Source organism: Streptomyces sp. NPDC001816, from assembly GCF_042892235.1.
GTDB lineage: Bacteria > Actinomycetota > Actinomycetes > Streptomycetales > Streptomycetaceae > Streptomyces.
The window spans coordinates 296,170-316,735 of record NZ_JBIATY010000009.1 but is presented as its reverse complement, the minus strand read 5'-3'; the positions used below and the strand labels follow the sequence as shown (position 1 = coordinate 316,735).

Sequence of the window (20,566 nt, the reverse complement as noted above, 5' to 3'; positions counted from 1 at the left end):
TCCGTCCCCCGCCCTCGGTTGCTCTGGTGTCTCGACTGTCAGACCCGGCCCCTACTATGCCTGTTGCTAGGACGTGCGTGTGGCACGGGTAGGGTGCTCAGGGCTTGAAGGGACCGGAGCGCAAGGGTTTTCGGGAGAGTTCGGGGGTTTTGGAGTGATGGCTTCCGCAACGCGGAACCGGTCGCGATCGCAATCGGGGTCACGGTCGGGTGGTGCGCGCCGGTCGCGTGGTCGCGGCACTTCTTCCTCCCGGACGGGCGCCCAGCAGGCACCGACGCCGTACCAGGGCGCTTTCGCGCCGCATCTGGAGTCCCGTTCGGGGCGCGGCGGTTCGTTCGCGGTGCAGCGGCTGGTGCTGCTGGAGATCGCGGGTGCGCTCGTGGTGTGCGGGTGGCTTCTCGGTACGGTCGCGCTGATCGCCGCCGGCGCCGTTGCCGCCGTGTTCGTGGTGCTCGCCGTCGTACGACGCCGGGGGCGCTCCCTGCCGGAATGGCTCGGCACCCTGCTGGCGCTGCGGGCCCGCACGCGGCGGGCCGCGAGCACACCGGTGCCGCCGGGCACCGACTCCGGTCTCGCGCCCGCCGTGGAGTGCGACCCGACCCTGCGCACGTACAGCTACAGCCGCGGCGACGACCGCGACCAGCGGCCCATCGGCATGGTGGGCGACGGCGGCTTCCTGACCGCGGTGCTCCAGGTGGAGTCGGGCGCCGACGCGCTGCGCGCGGAGCGCAGTCGCAGACCGCTGCCGCTGGCCCTGGTACGGGACGTCCTCGAAGTCGACGGGATCCGCCTCGAGTCGGCGCAGATCGTGGTGCACACGCAGCCCGCGCCCGCGCTGCACCTGCCCCAGCAGTCGGTCGTGGTCAGCAACTACGCGCCGCTGCAGGCCCAGACCGGCTCCCCCGCGGTGCGCATCACGTGGATCGCGCTGAAGCTCGATCCCGAGCTGTGCCCGGAGGCGGTGGCCGCGCGCGGCGGCGGTCTTGTGGGCGCGCAGAAGTGCCTGACCCGCTCGGCCGAGCATCTGGCGAGCCGGCTGACCGGCGCCGGGTTCCAGGCGAACGTGCTCACCGAGGAGGAGCTGACGGCCGCCATCGCCACCTCGGCGTGCGCCAACCCGATGGTGACGGCCCAGGCGGCCCAGGCCGGGCGGGGCGAGGCGCCGCAGCGACGGACCGAGGAGTCCAGCCGCAGCTGGCGCTGCGACAACCGCCGGCACACCACGTACTGGGTGCGCCGCTGGCCCCAACTGGGCGGATCCGGCGGCTCGCTGGCGCAGTTGGTGGCGCAGCTGACGGCGGTTCCCGCGCTGGCTACGACCTTCAGCCTGACGCTGGCCAAGGGCGCGCAGCAGGACGTGGCCATCACCGGCCATCTGCGGATCACCGGCCGCAGCAACCAGGAGCTGACCAACGCGCGGCGCGATCTGGAGCATGCGGCGCGGCAGACGCGGACCGGGCTCGCACGCCTGGACCGTGAACAACTCCCCGGCGTTCTCGCCACCCTGCCGCTCGGAGGTGCCCGCTGATGGCGATGACCACTTCGCCCGCCCCGTCGGAGACGAACCGGTCGGCGCCGGGCCTCGGCGAGCGGCTGCGCACCGGCTTCGGCCTGCTGGGCCCCCGTCACCCGCGGCACGCGCTGCCCCTGGAGCAGGCCGACGCGCTGTCCCTGCCGATCGGCGACGACGGTGTGGTGGTCGGCGACAACGCCGAGGGCCAGCCCGCCGTGCTCGGGGTGAACCGCCCGACGCCGTACGACATCGTGCTCATCGGCGGCCTGTGGACGGCGCAGGTCATGGCGCTGCGCGCGGCCGCGACGGGCGCCCGCGTGGCCGTGGAGACGGGCCGGGCGCAGGCCTGGATGCCGATGGTGCACGCCATGGGCGGCGGGCAGAACGGCCTCGCGGTGTACGACGTCGGCCGCGTGCCCCCGCAGGGCGCCTCGGCCGGCACGCCCGTGCTCGTGGTGCGGGACTGCGGCATGCGGCCCCCGCGCGGGCGCGTGGTCTCGGCGCCGTGGCAGTCGGTGCTGACGCTGCTGCCGTATCTCAGCCCGGTGGCACCGCGGTTGATGCGTCAGGCGCGTCTGGTGGGCGTGCAGCGGGTGTCGCCGGACGAGGCGGCGGAGATCGGGCGCGTGCTCGGGCTGCCGAGACCGGAGCTGGAGTCGCTGCCCACGCTGCCGGACGGCGTGACGCTGTGGTGCACGGAGCGGGACCGGCAGTACGTGGTGACGCGGGCGACGGACGCCGAGACCGGACTGCTGGGCGTGGCACGCCGAATGGACTGACAGACGTCCAACTTGGCCCGTTTTCACGGGAACTGGCGCGCTATCGCGTGAATTCGTTTGCTATCGAGGGCTGAGCGCGCCGCGCCTTCGTCACGTTTTGGTGTACGTACAGATGCGCCGCGAAGGTGTCGGGCCCGGTGTGACGCGTCGGACGGGCACGAAGGGGCGGCCGGGCCTGCCGGGCCCGCGCTCGAGGTGATTAGGCTGGTACCGGGCACGTCGCGAGTTTCCGTGAGCGGGCGATGCGCGCCCCGCGACAAAAGGGGTCAACTGACCCCAGGGGGAAGCCCGGCGAATCGTACGACAGGAACGGTCGCCCCCAAGCACGGCACAAGGGTGTTCGACCACACCAGGAGGAACTGTGAACAGCGATCGGGACGGGATCCGCGGGGGTTGGGACACACCCGACGACGACCAGACCGACGCGGAGTCCGGCATCGAGATGACGGGCGAGTTCACGATCGACTACGCGCCGCCCGCCTGGTACACGCAGAACGCGTCGGGTGGTGCGTCCGGTGCGCCCGCGTCGGCTCCGGTGCCGCCCCCGGCGGCCACTCCCGCCGTGCCTCCGCCGCCGGTCGGCCAGCCCTTCGGGGTTCCGGACGTGCCGCCCGGTAGCGGCTTCCAGCCGGCCTGGACGGCGGGATCCGCCCCTGCCGCCCCGCCTGCGGCCCCGGCCACCCCCGTCGCCCCGCCTGCCGCCCAGCCCGAGACCCCGGTCGCCCCTGTCGCCCCTGTTGTCGCGCCCTTGGTGCCGACCGAGGGGGACAGCGGAGACCTCGTCAGCGGCGCGACCATGCGGATCTCCTCCTCCGCCGTGAAGCGGGAGATCGCGGAGCGGTCGGCCGCGGCTGCTGCTGCCGAGCAGGCCGCGACGAACGCCGACACCGGCAGCCACGCGTACGGCAGCGAGCCCTCCGCCGAACAGCCGGTCGGTGCGGCCGAGCCGGCGGCGAGCGGGGACGGCGATGGCTTCGGCGTTCCGGAGGTGAACGCAGGCACGGACACTGACGCCGAGGACAACTCCTCCGCTGCCGTCACGGCGCACGTCGGCGAGGAGCCGGACAGCGGCGACACGGCGTCCGAGGGAACGGAGCCGGACGCCCACAGGGCCGCCGCAGAGACCGCCCTCCCGGACACGAGCGACGAGTCCGCGCCCGCCAGCGAGCACGAGCACGGCGAAGCAGACACGGCCGGCGCCGACGCCGCCCAGGCCGACGGCTCGTCCCCGGAGACGGCCTCCGCACCGAGCGCGCAGGCGCGGACGGCTGCCACGGAGAACAGCGACGCCCAGGCGGGCGAGGCTCCCGCCGCGAGCGCGGACGCGCAGGGCGACGGACCCATCGCCGCGGGCCCGGAAGCCGCACAGGCCGCCGCATCCCCCCCCGCCGACCCCGAGGCCGCACAGGCCGCCGCATCCGCCCCCGCCGACCCCGAGGCCGCACAGGCCGCCGGATCCGCCCCCACCGGCCCAGAAGCCGCACAGGCCGCCGCATCCGCCCCCGCCGACCCAGAAGCCGCACAGGCCGCCGCATCTGCCCCCTCCGGCCCTGAGGCGGCACAGGCCGCCGGGTCCGCCCCCACAGGCCCAGAGGCCGCACCGGGCGCCCAGCCGGGCTGGGCTCCCCCGCCGGCGCCGCAGGGCAACGTGCCCCCGCTGCCGCCCTCCTACCAGCCCGCCGCCCCGGCCCCGGCCGCACAGTGGCCCGCGCAGCCGCAGCCGGCCGACCCGTCGGTGCCGCAGCCGAACGCTGCCCAGGCACAGCCCCACGCCGCTCCGGGGCACCCGGCCGTGCCGCCCCAGCAGCAGCCGCCGTTCCAGCCGCAGGCGCCGCAGCCGGCGCCCGCCGCCTGGAACCAGCCCGGCTTGCCGACTCCGCAGACTCCCGCGCAGCCCGCACCGCAGCCCGGCCAGCCCTACACCCCGGGCGCTCCTGGGGTCCCCGGTGCCCCCGGCGTCCCCTCCCCCACGGCGGAGCAGTCAGCGGCACCCGCACCCACGCCGCAGCAGACCCCGCCGGGCGGTTACGGCTTCCCGCAGCCTCCGGCGCCGCAGCCGGCCCCGAGCGGTCCCACGCCGCAGTCCGGCTACGGCTTCCCGCAGCCCGGCACCCCCAACCCCCCGGCGCAGCCCGGCGGTTACGGCTTCCCGCAGCCGGGACAGCAGCCTCAGCCCACGCAGCACCCCGAGGCCGCTCAAGGCGCCCCGCAGCCCGGCACCCCCAACCCCCCGGCCCAGCCCGGCGGCTACGGCTTCCCCCAGCCCGGACAGCAGCCCCAGCCCACGCAGCACCCCGAGGCCGCTCAAGGCGCCCCGCAGCCCGGCACCCCCAACCCCCCGGCCCAGCCCGGCGGCTACGGCTTCCCCCAGCCCGGTCAGCAGCCGGCCCCCAGCGGCCCCAACCCGCAGTCCGGCTACGGCTTCCCGCAGCCCGGCACCCCCAACCCCCCGGCCCAGCCCGGCGGTTACGGCTTCCCGCAGCCGGGACAGCAGCCTCAGCCCACGCAGCACCCCGAGGCCGCTCAGGGTGCCCCGCAGCCCGCCGTCGACCCCCGTGCCGGTGCCGCCTGGCCGCAGCCCGTGCAGCACGACCAGCGGCAGATGACCAACCCGGGTGCGGCGCCGCTGGGTTACACCGCGGCCGTGGAACTGTCCTCGGACCGGCTGCTCAACTCCAAGAAGCAGAAGGCGAAGAGCGGCCGGCCCACGGCCGCCTCGTCCCGCTTCAAGCTGGGCGGCAAGAAGGAAGAGGCCGAGCGGCAGCGCAAGCTGGAGCTGATCCGCACGCCGGTGCTGTCCTGCTACCGGATCGCGGTCATCAGCCTCAAGGGCGGTGTCGGCAAGACGACCACCACCACCGCCCTCGGCTCCACCCTCGCCATCGAGCGGCAGGACAAGATCCTCGCCATCGACGCGAACCCGGACGCCGGCACGCTCGGCCGAAGGGTGCGCCGGGAGACCGGTGCGACCATCCGCGACCTGGTCCAGGCGATCCCGTACCTCAACTCGTACATGGACATCCGCCGCTTCACGTCGCAGGCGCCCTCCGGTCTGGAGATCATCGCCAACGACGTCGACCCGGCCGTCTCGACCACGTTCAACGACGAGGACTACCGGCGCGCGATAGACGTGCTCGGCCGGCAGTACCCGGTCATCCTGACCGACTCGGGTACGGGTCTGCTGTACAGCGCGATGCGCGGGGTGCTCGACCTCGCCGACCAGCTCATCATCATCTCGACGCCGTCCGTCGACGGTGCCAGCAGCGCCAGTACGACCCTGGACTGGCTGTCCGCGCACGGCTACGCCGACCTGGTCTCCCGGTCCATCACCGTGATCTCCGGGGTCCGCGAGACCGGCAAGATGATCAAGGTCGAGGACATCGTGGGGCACTTCGAGACGCGCTGCCGCGGTGTGGTCGTGGTGCCGTTCGACGAGCACCTGGCCGCCGGTGCCGAGGTCGACCTCGACATGATGCGGCCCAAGGTGCGGGAGGCGTACTTCAACCTCGCCGCCATGGTCGCCGAGGACTTCGTGCGCCACCAGCAGTCGCACGGGCTGTGGACCAGCGACGGCAACCCGCCGCCGGTGGCCGCCCCGCCGATGCCCGGCCACGCGATGCCGGGCCAGCCGGTCCCGGGCCAGCCGATGCCTGGTCAGCCGATGCCTGGTCAGCCCATGCCGGGCCAGCAGTACCCAGGCCAGCCCTACCCCGGTCAGCCGTACCCGCCGCAGCAGGGACAGCCTCAGCCGTACCCGCCCCAGCAGCCGGGCCAGCCCTACCCGCAGGCCGCCCCGGGCCAGCCGTACCCGCCCCAGCAGGGTCAGCCGCCGCAGGGCCAGCCGCCCCAGCCCGAGCTGTACGGCTACCCGCAGCCCCCGCAGGGCGGGCAGCCTCCGCAGGCCCCTCCGCCGCAGCAGTAGGACGGCACAGCGAAAGGGCGGCCGGTGCTCACCGCACCGGCCGCCCTTTCATGTCGTAGAAAAGTCGTCGTAGAAAAGTCGTCGTAGAAGAGTCGTCGTAGAAGAGTCGTAGAGGACTCAGGCCTGCGAAAAGCGCAGGTCTACGCCTCCTCGGCAACGATCTCCCGGCACCGCTTCACGTCCTCGGCCATCTGCTCCAGCAGGGCGTCCAGCGACTCGAACTTCGCCTGGCCGCGCACGTACGCCAGGAAGTCGACGGCGACGTGCAGGCCGTACAGGTCGAGGCCGACGCGGTCGATGGCGTACGCCTCCACCGTGCGCTCGGTGCCGTCGAACTGCGGGTTCGTGCCGACGGAGATCGCGGCGGGCATGACCTCGCCCTGCGCGTGCAGATAGCCGGCGTACACGCCGTCCGCGGGGATCGCGGTGTGCGGGAGCGTCTCGACGTTGGCCGTGGGGAAGCCCAGCTCGCGGCCCCGCTGGGCGCCGCGCACGACCACGCCCTCCACCCGGTGCGGGCGGCCGAGGATCTCGCGGGCGCCGGCCACGTCGCCCTCGGCGACCAGGCGCCGGGTCAGGGTCGAGGAGAACGGCTCGCCGCCGCCCGCCGCACCGGAGACGTACAGGTCCACGACCTCGACCTCGAAGTCGTAGATCTTGCCCTGCTCGGTCAGGAACTCCACGTCGCCGGCCGCCTTGTGGCCGAAGCGGAAGTTCGGGCCCTCGACGACCGACTTGGCGTGCAGCTTGTCGACCAGGACCTTGACGACGAAGTCGGCCGGCGACAGCTTCGAGAACTCGGTGGTGAAGGGGAGGATGAGGCAGGCGTCGACGCCCAGCTCCGCCATCAGCTCGGCACGGCGGTGGTGCGGTGCGAGCAGGGGCGGGTGGCTGCCGGGGCGGACGACCTCGCTCGGGTGCGGGTCGAAGGTGACGACGACGGCCGGGACGCCCAGCTCGCGGGCGCGGTCGACGGCATGCTTGATGATCAGCTGGTGGCCGCGGTGAACGCCGTCGTAGGAACCGATGGTGACGACGCTGCGCCCCCAGTCCTGGGGAATGTCCTCCAAGCCACGCCAGCGCTGCACTGTGACCGCTCCTCGAACCCGTGTCCGTATCTACCGTTGACCTCTTGTGCAGGTCTAAGGGTGCCATGCCGGGTGCCCGGGGCCCGCATCGGCATCGGGGCTGTGACCGGGCGCACGTTCGCGGCGGGCGCTCAGGCCGGTACGCGCACGCCCGCCAGGTTCTCGATCATGCGGCGGGCGCTGGGGCCCACCACCGCGACCCAGTCCTGAGGGGTCTCGCCCAGCCAGCGGGCCATCCGTGCGGCGAAGCCGGGCACGTGCCGGGACAGGACGACCAGGCCCCAGTCGAACCGGGTCGCGCCGTCGGGGGTGCGGACGAGGAGGAGGCCGGTGCGGTGGACCAGTGCGCGCAGCTCCGCGTCCCGGCCCTCGCCGTGCGGGGCCGCCGCCTGCAGGACGGCGTCCAGGACGTCCGGCTCGTGCTCGTGGGCGAGCAGGAAGTCCAGCAGCTCGCGGCGCAGCGGGCGGGAGGCGGGGGTGCCGGGGGCGGCGAGCACGGTGGCGAGGGCCGCCCGGACCCCTTCGGGGCCGCCGTCGAGGAGGCCGGTGACCAGGGGCAGCAGGACGGGGCGGGCGGCGGGGCCCCGGTCGAGGCAGCGGTCGACGTACGCGGCCACGTGCCCGGCGGTCTCCGGCCGCAGCCCCACCGCCTCCCGGACGAGGGCGGCGACCCGGCGGGCCAGGGCCGGGGTGGTGACGTCGGCGAGCGTGCGGAGCGTCTCCCCGGCGTCCGGGCCGCCGCGCAGACGGGCGCGGAAGGCGTCGAGGACGGGCTCGGGGTGGCTGGTCAGGGCCGGGACCAGGACGCCGGGCGGGAACTGCGGGTCGCCGTCGGCGAAGTGGCGCAGGGCCTCGGCGAGATGACGGTCGCGGGTGTCCGGGTCGCGTACCAGGACGGCGAGGGCGCCGCCGTGCAGGGTGCGGTCGGCGGGGCGGGCGAGCAGGGCGAGGGCGGCGTAGCGGAGCAGTTCGCGGTCGGCCGCCGAGCGGACGTGGGGAGCCGCGCGCAGCCCGTACGCCACGGCGGCCGCCCGGCGGGCGGGGCGCTCGTCGTGGGCCCAGCGGTCGACGGCCCGGCAGACCGCCGAGGGCTCGTCCTCGGCGAGGCCGGTGAGCAGCTCGTCGGCCCTGGGGTGCGCGCTCTCCACGAGCACCTCGGTGAGATCGTCCAGGGCTCCGTGCCGGTGCGTGTGCAGCAGGGCCTGCGCTGCGGTCGCCACGGTGGCGTGCGGGGTCGCGGGCAGCGGCCGCTCGTCGTCGAACCAGCGGGTGAGCTGCGGCTGTACGGCGCCGGGTGCGGCGGCGAGCAGCCGGGCCACGGCATCCAGGTGGCGCTCGCCCGCGGCGGCGCACGCCGGCTCCGACGGTTCCCGGTCCGCGAGGACCAGCTCCCGCAGCAGTGTGAAGCGCTCCGCTTCCGGGAGGGGCAGGGCGGTCCAGAAGGCGGGGCCGAACTCGGACGGTACGGGCCGCCCGCCCAGGCTCCAGGCGACGACGTGGTCGGCCAGGAGGCGGAGCACCTCCGTGTACGGCGTCGCGTCCGGGACCTGGAGGAGGGTGCGGGCGAGCAGCCGGGCGGCCCACCAGGAGGTGGGGTCCAGATCCAGGGCGTCCACCAACTCCCGGAGCCGGAAGGAGAGTTGGCGCGCTCCCTGTTGGCGGCCGAGGAGGAGCAGGGCCTGGACGACCGGGCCGACGCGGTGGTGCGGGACGGGGAGCGGGTGGGCTCCCTGCGGGGTGCGGGGGCGGTGGACCAGGGCGTGCAGGGCCTCGTCAAGGTCGAGGTGGATGCCCTGGATCCAGTCGGCCAGCTCCTCGTGGGCGAACCTGTACCCGGCGCCGGCCGGGACCAGGAGGCCTTCGGTGAGGACGGCGGAGGCCCAGCCTGAGCCGCCGCCGAGCCGGGCCGGGGCGGGCCCCCAGGGGAACACCGCCTCGAAGGAGGCCCGGTCCAGCTCGCCCTGGCCGGGGCCGAGACTGCGCCGGGCGGCCTCGTGCACCTGCCCGGCCACCCGGGCCGCGAGCCGCCGTACGGCCGTGCCGCGCAGCCCGTTCTCGGCGGCGAGGCGGACCGCGATGCGCAGGCACATCAGGTCGAGGTGGGCGGCGAAGACCTCGTGCCGGTCGAGCGGCCCGGCGGGCGGGGCGTCCGGGAGGGCGGCGCGGACCTCGGAGAGGAGGCGCAGGGTGAGCGGGTGCCGGGCGTCGCGGTCGATGAGGGCGCCGTCGGGGACGCCGTAGCGGGCCCGGGCACGGCGAGCCTCGTCCTGGGTGAGGTCGGCGAGCCGCACACATGCCGGCCCGTGGAGCAGGTCCGCCGGGAACTCGGCCCCGGCACGCTCCCAGTACTCCTCCCGGCAGGCCACCACCAGCCGCGCCCCGGTCTCCCGCAGCCACCCGGCCGTCCCCCGGGTCCACTTGGGCAGCCGGTGGGCGAGGACGGGGGGCATCTCCTCGGGGCCGTCGAGCAGGAGCAGCAGCGGGCGGCCTGCCTGCCCGGCGAGGCGGGCCAGCCGCTCGGGGGTGAGGTCGCCGAGGTCGGCGGGGTGCACGGAGCGGGCGGCGGCGACGATCCGGACGGCGCGCCGCAGGGAGCGGCGGGCCGCGTCGGCCACGGAGTCGTCGGCGTCCCTCAGGTCGGCGCCGCGCAGCCACAGCGTGGGCGCGGGCCGCTCGGTTCGGCCCCGGCGGGCGGCGAGGGCCGCGAGTTCCGTCGTACGACCGCTGCCCGGGGCGCCGACCAGGCCGAGCACGGCGGCACTCCCGCTGTTGTCGGCGAAGGCGGACAACTCCCTTACCGCGTCGGCGCGTTCGACCGGCTGCACACGGCCGGGACCGGTGCTGCCGACGTACCCGGCGAGGGCACCCGCGGGGCCGTCCTGGCCCACCGAGGTGGCGGTCAGCTCCAGGACGCCGGCCAGGTTGAGGTCGGCGCCGTAGGCGGGCACGGTGGCCGCGTTGCGGGCGAGCAGCTCGGCCAGCGGGCCGTCGGCCGGGCGCAGCGGCACCGCGAAGCCGGCGTCGCGCCGGTCGGAGTGCAGGGCGGTGCCGAGGACGCCCACGACCGCGCCGGTCCCCGCGTCCAGCACCGGTCCCCCAGAGGCGCCGCCGCCGAGCCGGAGCGCGTCCCGGCCGGCCGTGCCGATGGCCAGTTCCAGGGCGTCCTCGATCAGGTGGAAGCGGTCGGTGGCGGTGTACGTCACCTGGGTGGCGGCGAGCACACGTGCCTCGCGCCAGCAGCCCGCGGCGACCCGGACGTAGGTGCCGGCCTCGACACGTTCCCGGACGGTCAGCGGGAGGGGGTCCACGCCCAGGTCCTCGGTGCGGACCAGGGCCAGGCCGAGCGCGGGCAGCGGGGTGACGGCGTCGGCGCCGACCACGCAGGTGCGGTCCGTTGCGGTATGCAGGACCAGCCGGGCGAGTCCGTCGACGGCCTCGTGGCTGGTGAGCAGGGTGCCGTGATGATCGGCCAGGAAGCCGACCCCGCGGGGGCGGCCGGCCAGGTCGCGGATCCGGACGAGGACGTGTGTGACGTCTGTGCGAGCAGGGTCGCCGGCGCAGTGCGTGCCGTCCCCGCGGCTCTCGTCGTGGTCTCTGTGGCCCTCGTCGTGGCCCTCGTCCCGGGCCCGGCCGAAGTCGTCCCGATCCCGGCCGAAATCGTCCCGTGCCCGGCCGAATACGCCGGTACGGTTCGCCTCGCCGCCCCGACCCGCCATGGCCGTACCTCCCCGCCCGTACACACGCGCCCTCGTGATCGACGGTAGGGGCGCGGTGATCAGCGGAACAGCACGCGAAGTGAAAGCGCCCCCTTCCGCTCCCCCGCTTCACTCCGAGCGCCTGCCCGGTCGGGTGAATAGGCGGGGGCGGCTGGATACACCCTAGGGGTGGGGGAACCGAGGGGGGACCGTGGAGCGGCGGCAAGGGCAGTACCCCGTGGCCGCCGCTCCACGGACTGGGCTCCATGGCGCGGCGCGGTCCGGACGCCGGTCAGCCGAAGACGGCCAGGCTCTTCGCCTTGCCCTTGTGCTCCTCGACAAGAGCGAGGAAGCGGCCCTCGGGGTCGAAGACGGCGACGCTGCCGACGCCCGCGTACGCCTCGGGCATCTCCAGCCGGACGCCGTTGAGGAGCAGCCGGGCGCGCTTGGCGTCCACGTCCCAGCGCGGGAACGCGGCCGCGGCGGCCTCGGCGATCGGCATCACGGTCAGCTCCTGCTGGAGCTGGTCCAGCGTCTTCGCGGAGTCGAGCTTGTACGGCCCGACGCGGGTGCGGCGCAGCGCGGTGAGGTGGCCGCCGACGCCCAGGTCGGCGCCCAGGTCGCGGGCGAGGGCGCGGATGTAGGTACCGGAGGAGCAGACCACCGAGACGACCAGGTCGAGCACGGCGGTGCCGTCGTCGGCGACGGCGTCCCGGACGTCGTACACCGCGAAGGAGGAGACGTTCACCGGCCGGGCGGGGATCTCGAAGTCCTCGCCCTCGCGGGCCCGCTTGTACGACCGCACGCCGTCGATCTTGATGGCGCTGACCTTGGACGGCACCTGCATGATGTCGCCGGTCAGCTTGGCGATGCCGGCGTCGATGGCGTCCCGGGTCACCTTGGACGCGTCGGTGGAGGAGGTGATGTCTCCCTCGGCGTCGTCGGTGAGCGTGTTCTGGCCCAGGCGGATGGTGCCCAGGTATTCCTTCTCGGTGAGGGCGAGGTGCCCGAGGAGCTTGGTGGCGCGCTCCACACCGAGGACGAGGACGCCGGTCGCCATCGGGTCGAGGGTGCCGGCGTGGCCGACGCGGCGGGTGCGTGCGATGCCGCGCATCTTGGCGACCACGTCGTGCGAAGTGAAGCCCGACGGCTTGTCGACGATGACAAGGCCGTCGGGCGTGGTGTGCTTCTGGGTCATTCCGCGGCGTCGCCGTCCGTCTCGGCGCTCTCGTCCTCGGCCGGCTTGCGGTACGGGTCGGCGCCGCCCGCGTACGCCGCGCCCGCGGAGGCCTCACGGACCTTCGCGTCGGACTGCCGTGCCTTGTCGAGGAGGTCCTCGATGGTCCGGGCGGTGTCCGGAAGGGCGTCCGCGACGAAGGTGAGGGTCGGCGTGAACTTCACGCCCGCCGCGCGGCCGACCTCGGAGCGCAGGATGCCCTTGGCGCTCTCCAGGCCGGCGGCCGCGGCCTGCCGCTCCTCGTCGTCCCCGTAGACCGTGTAGAAGACGGTCGCCTCCCGCAGGTCACCCGTGACCCGGGTGTCCGTGATGGTGACGTGCGAGCCGAGCCGCGGGTCCTTGATCCCGCGCTGCAGCTTCTGGGCCACCACCTCCCGGATGAGGTCCGCCAGCCTTTTCGCCCGCGCGTTGTCGGCCACTGGTCCGTCTCCCGTTCTTTCTTCTTGTTGCGTTCTGTGGGTCAGTCGTCGTCGCCGTGGAAGCGCCGCCGCACGGACAGCAGTTCCACTTCGGGGCGGCCGGCGACCAGCCGTTCGCACCGGTCCAGTACGTCGGTGAGGTGCGCCGCGTCGCCGGAGACCATGGCCAGGCCGATGATCGTTCGCCGGTGAAGGTCCATGTGGTCCACCTCGGCCGCGCTCACCGCGTACTTCCGCTGGAGTTCGGCGACGATCGGGCGGACGACGGAGCGCTTCTCCTTCAGCGAGTGGACGTCGCCGAGGAGGAGGTCGAAGGACAGAGTCCCCACGTACATGTGTGTATCCGGTTCACCCGCCGGTACGGGATCGATGGCCCCGGGTCCGTGTGGCCGGGGTCATCAAGAACGGTACCCCGTTCCTGCCGGAGGCTCGACGGGGTTTTACCGCACCCCGGACTGCGCTCGAAGCCCGGGAACGGCGCGCTGGCCGACAGGACCGGGGTCCCGTCGGCCAGCGCGAACCGGGGGCGTTACGCCCGCGGCTTCTCCCGCATCTCGTACGTCGCGATGACGTCGTCGATCTTGATGTCGTTGAAGTTTCCGAGGTTGATACCACCCTCGTAGCCTTCGCGGATCTCGGTGACGTCGTCCTTGAAGCGACGCAGGCCCTCGATGTTGAGGTTCTCCGCGACCACCTTGCCGTCGCGGATGAGGCGCGCCTTGGTGTTGCGCTTGACCTCGCCCGAGCGGATGAGGACACCGGCGATGTTGCCCAGCTTGGACGACTTGAAGACCTCGCGGATCTCCGCCGTACCGAGCTCGACCTCCTCGTACTCCGGCTTGAGCATGCCCTTGAGGGCCGCCTCGATCTCCTCGATCGCCTGGTAGATGACCGAGTAGTACCGGACGTCCACACCCTCGCGCTCGGCCATCTGCGCCGCGCGGCCGGCCGCACGGACGTTGAAGCCGATCACGATGGCGTCGGAGCCCATCGCCAGGTCGATGTCGGACTCCGTGACCGCACCGACGCCGCGGTGCAGGACGCGGATGTCGACCTCTTCGCCGACATCCAGCTGGAGCAGGGAGGACTCGAGGGCCTCGACGGAACCGGAAGCGTCACCCTTGATGATCAGGTTCAGCTGCTGGATCTCGCCGGCCTTGAGCACCTTGTCCAGGTCCTCGAGGGACACGCGGCGCGTGCGCTTCGCGAAGGCCGCGTTGCGCTCACGGGCGGCGCGCTTCTCCGCGATCTGGCGGGCCGTACGGTCCTCCTCGACCACGAGGAAGTTGTCGCCGGCACCCGGGACGTTGGTCAGACCCAGGACCTGGACCGGCGTCGACGGGCCCGCCTCGGCGACGTTGTTGCCGTTGTCGTCGAGCATGGCGCGGACTCGGCCGTAGGCGTCGCCCACGACCATCGTGTCGCCGACCCGCAGCGTGCCTCGCTGGACGAGGACCGTCGCCACGGCACCACGGCCGCGGTCGAGACGGGACTCGATCGAGATGCCCTGCGCGTCCTGGGCCGGGTTGGCCCGCAGGTCGAGCGAGGCGTCCGCGGTGAGGACCACGGCCTCCAGCAGCGAGTCGATGTGCAGACCCTGCTTGGCGGAGATGTCGACGAACATCGTGTCGCCGCCGTACTCCTCGGCCACCAGGCCGTACTCGGTCAGCTGACCGCGCACCTTGGTCGGGTCGGCACCCTCGACGTCGATCTTGTTGACCGCGACGACGATCGGGACGTCCGCCGCCTTGGCGTGGTTGAGCGCCTCGACCGTCTGCGGCATGACGCCGTCGTTGGCCGCGACGACCAGGATCGCGATGTCGGTCGACTTCGCACCACGGGCACGCATGGCGGTGAACGCCTCGTGACCCGGGGTGTCGATGAAGGTGATCTTGCGCTCTTCGTCGTTGACCTCGGTCGAGACCTGGTAGGCACCGATGTGCTGGGTGATGCCGCCGGCCTCGCCCGCGATGACGTTCGTCTTGCGGATGGCGTCGAGCAGTCGGGTCTTACCGTGGTCGACGTGACCCATGACGGTGACGACCGGCGGACGGACCACCAGGTCCTCCTCGTCGCCCTCGTCCTCGCCGAACTCGATGTCGAAGGACTCGAGCAGCTCGCGGTCCTCCTCCTCCGGGCTGACGATCTGAACCGCGTAGTTCATCTCGTCGGCGAGGAGCTGCAGCGTCTCGTCGGAGACGGACTGCGTGGCCGTGACCATCTCGCCGAGGTTCATCATGACCGCGACGAGGGACGCCGGGTTGGCGTTGATCTTCTCCGCGAAGTCGGTGAGCGACGCGCCGCGGGAGAGACGGATGGTCTCGCCGTTGCCGCGCGGCAGCATCACGCCGCCGACGCTCGGGGCCTGCATGGCCTCGTACTCCTGGCGACGCTGCCGCTTCGACTTGCGGCCGCGACGCGCGGGACCACCGGGACGGCCGAAGGCGCCCTGCGTGCCACCGCGGCCACCGGGACCGCCGGGACGGCCACCGAAGCCGGGACGGCCACCGCCGCCACCGCCGGGACCACCACCACCGGGACGGCCGGCGAAGCCGCCGCCACCGCCACCCGGACCCGCGGGACGACCGGCGAAGCCGCCGCCACCGCCACCCGGACGACCGGCGAAGCCGCCGCCCGGACGACCGCCACCGCCACCGGGACGACCGCCGCCACCAGGACCGCGGCCGCCGGGGCCACCGCCACCGGGACGCGGGCCGGCAGCGGGACGCTGCGGCATCATGCCGGGGTTCGGACGGGGGCCGCCGCCGGGACGCGGACCGCCACCGGCACCCTGCGGACGGGGCATACCGGCGGGCGACGGACGGGAACCGCCCGGAGCCTGCGGACGCGGACCGCCGCCCTGGGCACCGGGGCCCTGCGGACGGGGACCGGCGCCGGGAGCACCGGGACCGCCATGGCCGCCGCCAGGACGAGGTCCGCCCTGCGGGCGGGGCGCCTGCGGGCGCGCCATGCCGGTGGAGCCACCGGAGGTGAAGGGGTTGTTGCCCGGGCGCGGACCGGACGGACGGGCACCGGGACGGGCCTGCCCACCGGCGCGCGGGGCACCCTGACCCGGACGGGCCTGGCCCTGGCCGGGACCGGCCGGACGACCGCCGGGCTTCGGGGCACCAGGACGGGCGCCGGGACGCGGACCCTGGGCGGCCGGAGCCTGCGGGGCCTGCGCGGCCGGAGCGGCCGGCGGAGCGGTGAACTCCGGGGCGGCCGGGGCCGGGCGCGGCGCGGGCTTCGGGCCCGGAACCGGACGCGGGCCGGGCGCGGGGGACAACGGGGCCGACGGAGTCGCAGCCACCGCCGGAGCGGCGGGCTGCGGTGCCGTCGGAGGCTTGGGGGCCGCCGGCTTCGGGGCAGCCGGACGGGCCGCCTGCGCCGGAGAGGGCGCGGCGGGCTTGGGGGCGGCCTTGCGCGGGGCGGGCTTGCCGGCGGACTTGCCGGAGCCGCCCTGGAAGGCGTCGGTCAGCTTACGTACAACGGGCGCTTCGATGGTGGAAGACGCCGAACGGACGAATTCACCGAGTTCCTGGAGCTTGGCCATGACGACCTTGCTCTCGACACCGAACTCCTTGGCGAGTTCGTAGACCCGGACCTTAGCCACTTCGCTCCTTTGAGGTCCGGGTTGAAGCCGGACCGTCGTTAGTTCATGGGCGTACTCATCGCGTACTCATCGAGTGCTCATCGCAATCTCGACCTGCTTTCGACTCGCGAGGTACCGGGCCGCACGGGGGGTTCCGCACGGCTCGCTTTCCTACTGTGTTGCCTGCTCAGCAACTGTCTGTCTGCTCGATGTACTGACGCAACGCCTTTATGTCGAGCGGCCCGGGGACGCGTAGCGCCCGAGGGAACGCCCGGCGGCGCACCGCCTGGTCGAGACAGACCGGGTCGGGGTGTACATAGGCACCCCGGCCGGGCAGCGTACCGCGAGGATCGGGAACGCACTGTTCCTGATCCGCCACGGCCCGCAGCAGATCGTCCTTGGCCGCTCGCTGCCTGCACCCCACACAGGTGCGCTCAGGGCATGCGCGGGCTCGCGTCCGGCCAGACACTGCTAAGTCTACCTCCCCGCACCGACCTCACCCCTTCGGGGGAAAAGTCGAACAGTTGCTTGCTACAGGCTGACGTGATCTCAGCGACAGACGGCCGAGATCTATTCCCCGGGACGCTCCCCGGCCTGCTCGGTGTCCGGACGGATGTCGATCCGCCAGCCGGTGAGCCGGGCCGCGAGCCGGGCGTTCTGTCCTTCCTTGCCGATCGCCAGCGACAGCTGGTAGTCCGGCACGGTCACCCGGGCGGAGCGGGAGGCCATGTCGACGACCTCCACCTTGCTCACCCGAGCGGGTGACAGGGCGTTCGCCACCATCTCGGCCGGGTCGTCCGACCAGTCGACGATGTCGATCTTCTCGCCGTTCAGCTCGCCCATCACGTTGCGCACCCGGCCGCCCATGGGGCCGATGCAGGCACCCTTGGCGTTCAGGCCCGAACGGGTGGACCGTACGGCGATCTTGGTGCGGTGACCGGCCTCGCGGGCGATGGCCGCGATCTCGACCGACCCGTCGGCGATCTCCGGCACCTCCAGGGCGAAGAGCTTCTTCACCAGGTTGGGGTGCGTACGGGAGAGGGTCACGGACGGGCCGCGCACACCCTTGGCCACCCGTACGACGTACGAGCGCAGCCGCATGCCGTGCGGGTACGTCTCGCCGGGCACCTGCTCCTGCACCGGCAGGATGGCTTCCAGCTTGCCGATGTCCACGAGCACGTTCTTCGGGTCGCGGCCCTGCTGGACCACTCCGGTGACGATGTCGCCCTCGCGCCCCGCGTACTCGCCGAGCGTGGCGTCGTCCTCGGCGTCACGCAGCCGCTGCAGGATCACCTGCTTGGCGGTGGTGGCGGCGATCCGCCCGAAGCCCGACGGGGTGTCGTCGAACTCGCGCGGCTCCTGCCCCTCCTCCAGGTCCTCGGGATCCTCCTTCGCCCACACGGTCACATGCCCGGTCTCCCGGTTGAGCTCCACGCGCGCGTGCCGGCGGCTTCCCTCGGTGCGGTGGTAGGCGATGAGGAGGGCCGACTCGATCGCCTCGACCAGCAGGTCGAAGGAGATCTCCTTCTCCCGAACCAAGCCCCGCAGGGCGCTCATGTCGATGTCCACGGCTACGCCTCCTCCTCTTCCTTCATGTCCTTCTTGTCCTTGCGGTTGAACTCGACCTGAACGCGCGCCTTGGCGATCTCCGGGAAGCCGAGCCGACGGGTGGTCGCCTTGCGGCCCTTCACCCCGGGCACCTCGACGTCGAGACCGTCCTCGTCGGCCTTCAGGATCCGGGCGACCAGCTCGCCGTCCTCGGCCAGCTGGAACTTCACGAGCCGGTCGGTGGCGCGCACGAAGTGCCGGTACTCGCTGAGCGGGCGCTCCGCGCCCGGCGTTCCGACCTCCAGGTCGTACGCGGCGTCGCCCATCGCGTTGGTCTCGTCGAGCTTCGCCGAGAGCGCGCGGCTCACATCGGCGATGGCGTCCAGATCCGCTCCGGTGTCGGAGTCGACGACCACGCGCAGCACCCGCTTGCGTCCGACGGAGTCCACGGCGATCTCCTCGAGATCCAGCCCCTGGGAGGTGACGAGCGGTTCCAGAAGCTCTCGCAGCCTCTCGCTCTGGGTGGTGCTCATCCGGGTGACTCCTCGGCCGCGTGTGCTGTTGTGGGATGGGTCGCGTGTCTGGTCAAAGGGTATCCGGTCGAGGGGAGTGTTGCCGTCCACCTGTGTACGCGCGGTGCCGGTGAGTGGTGTGCGCGGGGTGCGCGGGTACCGTGATCACGGGCGTGCCGCCCTTTGGCTGTCTTCCTTTCGTAGTTATTCCTTTCGTAGTCTCCTTTCGTACGAGTTCCCCGAGGACGTCTGCAGTGCCGTACCCCCCGCCGCCGCGCACCCCCTCGGGGCCGCGCAGAAGGACCCTTTTCGCCTCGGCCGCCGGGGCCGCCCTGCTCGTGGGCTGTTCGGCCGATCCGGACTCCGGGGGCGGTGGCGACACTCCCTCGGCGACCGAACGGGCACGCGCGCGTGCGGCCAAGGACAGCGCGGGGCTGCTGGCGCGCTACGACGCCGTCCTCGCCGCCCATCCGGCGCTGGCCGAGCGACTGCGCCCGCTGCGCGCCGAAGTCGCGGCGCACGCGAAGGCGTTCGGCGGCACCACGGCCACCGGGTCCCCCTCCCCCACGGCCACCGGATCCCCTTCCCCGGCGGCCTCCACGGCGACGCCTCAGGCCGTGCCGGCCTCCGAGAAGGACGCCCTCGCCGATCTCGCCGCCGCCGAGCGCGGCCTCGCCGACCGGCGGACCAAGGCCCTGCTGGACGTGCCGGGCGAACTGGCCCGGCTGATGGCGTCGGTGGCGGCGGCCGGGGCGGCCCACGCGTACCTGCTGACCGAGGGGGCCAGGTGAGCGACGAGACCCGCAAGGCCGAACTGACCGCGCTGCAGGCGGCACTGGCCGCGGAGCACGCGGCGGTGTACGGCTACGGCGTCGTCGGCGGGCGGATCGACCAGCGGCGGCGGACCGACGCACGGGCGGCGTACGACGCGCACCGGGCCCGCCGGGACGCGCTGGTGCGAGAGGTGCGCGACCTGGGCACCCAGCCGGTCGCCGCGAGCGCCGCGTACGCGCTGCCGTTCCAGGTGCCGGACGCGGCCGCCGCGGTGCGGCTGGCCGCCGAGTTGGAGGAGCGGGTGGCCGGGGTGTACGCGGACCTGGTGCGGGCGGCGACCGGCGCGCGGCGCGCCTCGGCGGCCGCGGCGCTGCGCGAGGCAGCGGTGCGGGCGGTGCGCTGGAGCGGGGAGAGCGTAGCCTTCCCTGGGCTCGCCGAGCGGGCCGGTGACGAATCAGGTGCGGCCGGACCCCGTACCTCGGCGTCCCCGACGACGTGATCGTGTAGCCGCCCCTACGGCAGGCCCAGGAGGAAGGGAACAACTCGCGCATGGCTTTCGAACCGCCCCAGCGGCTGGTGCGGGCGCTCGGTGAGACGGCACCGGCCGGGGACGACTGGCTGACGCGGCTGCCCGGGGCGGCCGAACGGGCGGTCGCCCGGCGCGAGTTGACCGTGGAGCGGGTCCAGGTGCCCGGCGGGCGCAGCAGCCTGGTGGTGCTGGTCCGGCGGACGGACGACAGCCCGGCGGTACTGAAGCTGGCCCCGCCCCGGGCCCGCCCCGAGAGCGAGCGGGCGGCGCTGGCGCACTGGGCCGGCCTGGGCGCCGTACAGCTCCTGGAGACGGACACCGAGGACGCCGCCGAGGGGGTGCTGCTGCTGGAGCGGCTGCACCCGGACGTGTCGGTGCGGTCGCTGCCCGAGGCGAAGGCGCTGCTGGAGGCGGCGGGGACGCTGCGGCGGCTGTGGGTGGAGCCACCCGTCGGCGACACGGCCCACGCTTTCGAGACGGTGGCCGAGCGGACGGGACGGCAGGCGGAGGCGATGCGGGCGACTGCGTCCGCGTTCGCCGAAGTGGCGGACCTGGTCGACGCCGCTGTGGGTGCGCGCGAGGAGTTGTCGGCGTCCGCGCCTGAGCATCGGCTGCTGCACGGCACGTTCCGGCAGAGCAAGGTGCTCGCCGGGGAGCGGATGCCGTGGCTGGCCGTGGGGCCGGATCCGGTCGTCGGTGAGTGTGCGTTCGATCTGGCCCGGCTGGTGCGGGATCGGGTGGAGGATCTGATCGCGACGCCGTCGGGGGCGGCGACCACTCGGCGGCGGATCAAGCGGCTTGCCGAGTCGCTGGATGTGGATCTGGAGCGGCTGCGGGGGTGGACGTTGTTCCGGGCCGTGGAGTCGGGGGTTCGCGCGCTTCGGGTTGGCCGGCCGAAGGATGCGGAGCTGTTGTTGGAGTTCGCGGGTTGGCTTTAGCGGGTTGGCTGAGGGGGGCT

Annotated in this window: 15 protein-coding genes; 6 read left to right on the top strand and 9 right to left on the bottom strand. The window is 73.7% G+C overall.

Annotation, left to right across the window (positions count from 1 at the left end; translation table 11 throughout):
• Positions 1-157: 157 nt before the first annotated feature.
• The 3 genes from eccE (at position 158) to ACFYZZ_RS30485 (ending at position 6,214) form a co-directional block, all read left to right on the top strand.
• On the top strand, positions 158-1,528 hold the full coding sequence (eccE, locus tag ACFYZZ_RS30495) for a type VII secretion protein EccE (RefSeq protein WP_389182597.1): 1,371 nt from the start codon (positions 158-160) through the stop codon (positions 1,526-1,528).
• Positions 1,528-2,292, top strand: coding sequence for a hypothetical protein (locus ACFYZZ_RS30490; protein ID WP_389182594.1), 765 nt, complete (start codon positions 1,528-1,530; stop codon positions 2,290-2,292). Before eccE ends, ACFYZZ_RS30490 begins: the two co-directional genes overlap by 1 nt.
• Positions 2,293-2,653: 361 nt before the next feature.
• On the top strand, positions 2,654-6,214 hold the full coding sequence (locus ACFYZZ_RS30485; RefSeq protein WP_389182591.1) for an SCO5717 family growth-regulating ATPase: 3,561 nt from the start codon (positions 2,654-2,656) through the stop codon (positions 6,212-6,214).
• Between the two features lie 140 nt (positions 6,215-6,354).
• Here ACFYZZ_RS30485 and ACFYZZ_RS30480 read toward each other — a convergent pair whose 3' ends face one another.
• The 9 genes from ACFYZZ_RS30480 to rimP form a co-directional block, all read right to left on the bottom strand.
• Positions 6,355-7,302 carry a bifunctional riboflavin kinase/FAD synthetase gene (locus tag ACFYZZ_RS30480; protein WP_389182588.1) on the bottom strand — a complete coding sequence of 316 codons (948 nt, stop codon included), beginning with the start codon at positions 7,300-7,302 and terminating at the stop codon, positions 6,355-6,357.
• A gap of 131 nt (positions 7,303-7,433) precedes the next feature.
• A complete protein-coding gene (locus ACFYZZ_RS30475) occupies positions 7,434-11,018 on the bottom strand; it encodes a trypsin-like peptidase domain-containing protein (protein ID WP_389182586.1) in 3,585 nt (1,194 codons plus the stop codon).
• Positions 11,019-11,289: 271 nt separating this feature from the next.
• Positions 11,290-12,195 carry a tRNA pseudouridine(55) synthase TruB gene (gene truB / locus ACFYZZ_RS30470; RefSeq protein WP_389182583.1) on the bottom strand — a complete coding sequence of 302 codons (906 nt, stop codon included), beginning with the start codon at positions 12,193-12,195 and terminating at the stop codon, positions 11,290-11,292.
• On the bottom strand, positions 12,192-12,653 hold the full coding sequence (rbfA, locus tag ACFYZZ_RS30465) for a 30S ribosome-binding factor RbfA (RefSeq protein ID WP_386576392.1): 462 nt from the start codon (positions 12,651-12,653) through the stop codon (positions 12,192-12,194). Before rbfA ends, truB begins: the two co-directional genes overlap by 4 nt.
• A gap of 41 nt (positions 12,654-12,694) precedes the next feature.
• Entirely contained in the window at positions 12,695-12,988 is a 294-nt protein-coding gene (locus tag ACFYZZ_RS30460) for a DUF503 domain-containing protein (RefSeq protein ID WP_067301563.1), read from the bottom strand.
• A 194-nt stretch (positions 12,989-13,182) separates the two neighbouring features.
• Positions 13,183-16,266, bottom strand: a complete 3,084-nt coding sequence (gene infB / locus ACFYZZ_RS30455; RefSeq protein ID WP_389182579.1) for a translation initiation factor IF-2 — start codon at positions 16,264-16,266, stop codon at positions 13,183-13,185.
• Positions 16,267-16,432: 166 nt separating this feature from the next.
• On the bottom strand, positions 16,433-16,714 hold the full coding sequence (locus ACFYZZ_RS30450; protein ID WP_389182576.1) for a YlxR family protein: 282 nt from the start codon (positions 16,712-16,714) through the stop codon (positions 16,433-16,435).
• 101 nt (positions 16,715-16,815) lie between these two features.
• The gene (nusA, locus tag ACFYZZ_RS30445) at positions 16,816-17,814 is read right to left on the bottom strand and encodes a transcription termination factor NusA (protein WP_145885528.1); all 999 of its coding nucleotides are present in this window, start codon (positions 17,812-17,814) and stop codon (positions 16,816-16,818) included.
• Between the two features lie 2 nt (positions 17,815-17,816).
• Complete coding sequence (rimP, locus tag ACFYZZ_RS30440; protein ID WP_389182573.1) at positions 17,817-18,326, bottom strand: ribosome maturation factor RimP; 510 nt, start codon at positions 18,324-18,326, stop codon at positions 17,817-17,819.
• Positions 18,327-18,559: 233 nt separating this feature from the next.
• Here rimP and ACFYZZ_RS30435 point away from each other — a divergent pair, with 233 nt between their 5' ends.
• The 3 genes from ACFYZZ_RS30435 to ACFYZZ_RS30425 are packed head-to-tail and all read left to right on the top strand — an operon-like array spanning position 18,560 to position 20,546.
• Entirely contained in the window at positions 18,560-19,096 is a 537-nt protein-coding gene (locus ACFYZZ_RS30435; RefSeq protein WP_389182570.1) for a hypothetical protein, read from the top strand.
• Positions 19,093-19,578: a ferritin-like domain-containing protein gene (locus tag ACFYZZ_RS30430; RefSeq protein WP_386576399.1), complete on the top strand. Its 486-nt coding sequence runs from the start codon at positions 19,093-19,095 to the stop codon at positions 19,576-19,578. The genes ACFYZZ_RS30435 and ACFYZZ_RS30430 overlap by 4 nt, the downstream gene beginning before the upstream one ends.
• Before the next feature lie 50 nt (positions 19,579-19,628).
• Entirely contained in the window at positions 19,629-20,546 is a 918-nt protein-coding gene (locus tag ACFYZZ_RS30425; RefSeq protein ID WP_389182567.1) for an aminoglycoside phosphotransferase family protein, read from the top strand.
• Positions 20,547-20,566: the final 20 nt, after the last annotated feature.

Coding starts and splice junctions, on each gene's coding strand:
- eccE (WP_389182597.1), top strand. CDS start 158: ATGGCTTCCGCAACGCGGAACCGGTCGCGATCGCAATCGGGGTCACGG.
- ACFYZZ_RS30490 (WP_389182594.1), top strand. CDS start 1,528: ATGGCGATGACCACTTCGCCCGCCCCGTCGGAGACGAACCGGTCGGCG.
- ACFYZZ_RS30475 (WP_389182586.1), bottom strand. CDS start 11,018: ATGGCGGGTCGGGGCGGCGAGGCGAACCGTACCGGCGTATTCGGCCGG.
- truB (WP_389182583.1), bottom strand. CDS start 12,195: ATGACCCAGAAGCACACCACGCCCGACGGCCTTGTCATCGTCGACAAG.
- ACFYZZ_RS30460 (WP_067301563.1), bottom strand. CDS start 12,988: ATGTACGTGGGGACTCTGTCCTTCGACCTCCTCCTCGGCGACGTCCAC.
- rimP (WP_389182573.1), bottom strand. CDS start 18,326: ATGAGCACCACCCAGAGCGAGAGGCTGCGAGAGCTTCTGGAACCGCTC.
- ACFYZZ_RS30425 (WP_389182567.1), top strand. CDS start 19,629: ATGGCTTTCGAACCGCCCCAGCGGCTGGTGCGGGCGCTCGGTGAGACG.